Here is a 1,104-nt window from a genome sequence, read left to right as displayed (position 1 = left end):
CGAGTTCTCGGACATGATCCAGACACTCATCGCGGCAATGCCCCTCGAGAAGAAATCCAATCTGAGGGTCAAGTCGCTCAAGCAGATACTTGCGCTGACCGGCGGGGTGACCTCGCGCATCTTCGCCCTGATCAAGGATCTTTCCATCGACGCCATTGTCACAGGTGATGAATGCATCACCGATGACGCAATCGCAAAATGGACGCCGGTTTGGTTGCGCCATGCGAACGCCCATCGGCGGCTCGAGAAGTCCGGGGTGTGAAGCCGCACCCGCTACCCAAGACTGTCGCGCCGCTGCCAGACGAGTTGTTGTCAGGTTGGTTGTCTCGGTTGGCTGCGGCCAACTACTGTGATGACGCCGAACTGCTGGCTCATATTGAAATCGATACCGCGCATAGCACCGCCTTGGACTTCAACATCGACGCGGCGGCGGCAGAGAAGATTGCCAGCGCTGCACGTGTCGCCCCAGATGTCGTGCGATCTTTGACCTTTCCAGCAATGACGCCACGAGAAGCCTCGCTGACGGCCCAGATGCCATTCCAGCATTGCCTGCAATGCTCCGGAGAGGGTCTTTCGCTCAGGCATTGGAGGCGGGCCTGGGCATTTGACTGTCAAGTTTGCGGGTCGAGACTTGTGCAGACCCTTTGCAAAGCACGCGACGAACAAGTATCCGAGAAGCTGATATACCGAGCGCGCCGCGGGGCAGGGATGCTTGAGTGCGCCGTGCGATCACGTGGCCCCAAGCAACTTCGGCGCGCAATGCGTGCAGTCGCCTTTGCCATGTCACTCAAAACCTTCCGCGGGGATCCGTCGTTCGCCGTCCAGAACCCCAGATCGGAAGTGAGGCTGTTCTGCCTCGCCGCAATCGCCGCCGCTCGATCTCACCCCTTGGCTAAAGCAGCCATCGTCAGCAAAAGCATCGACGACTATGCAAGGGTTGCTCTCTTGCGCGCCTTCGAGAAGGAGCCTCGATTGCTTGCCGCGGTTGATCACATCGCGCAAAGGTGCGCGAGAAACAGGGGCCCCATGACAGCCGTATCTTACAATTAAGGGCAAAAATTGTCGCCAAACGCGTCGCGTCTCAGATTAAAGGGCAACGCGACA

1 protein-coding gene and 1 pseudogene are annotated in these 1,104 nt (G+C 58.6%); both read left to right on the top strand.

Annotated features, from left to right (window positions below):
* Positions 1-262, top strand: a pseudogene (locus tag FE811_RS26965) (NTP-binding protein); the annotation flags it as partial.
* Entirely contained in the window at positions 259-1,050 is a 792-nt protein-coding gene (locus FE811_RS26960; RefSeq protein ID WP_140849584.1) for a TniQ family protein, read from the top strand. The pseudogene FE811_RS26965 and the gene FE811_RS26960, both read left to right, overlap by 4 nt.
* Positions 1,051-1,104 lie beyond the last annotated feature (54 nt).

It is taken from the genome of Paracoccus sp. FO-3 (assembly GCF_006386455.1).
Taxonomy (GTDB): Bacteria; Pseudomonadota; Alphaproteobacteria; order Rhodobacterales; family Rhodobacteraceae; genus Paracoccus; species Paracoccus versutus.
The sequence above is the reverse complement of the archived record's forward strand: the minus strand, read 5'-3'. Positions and strand labels throughout refer to the sequence as shown.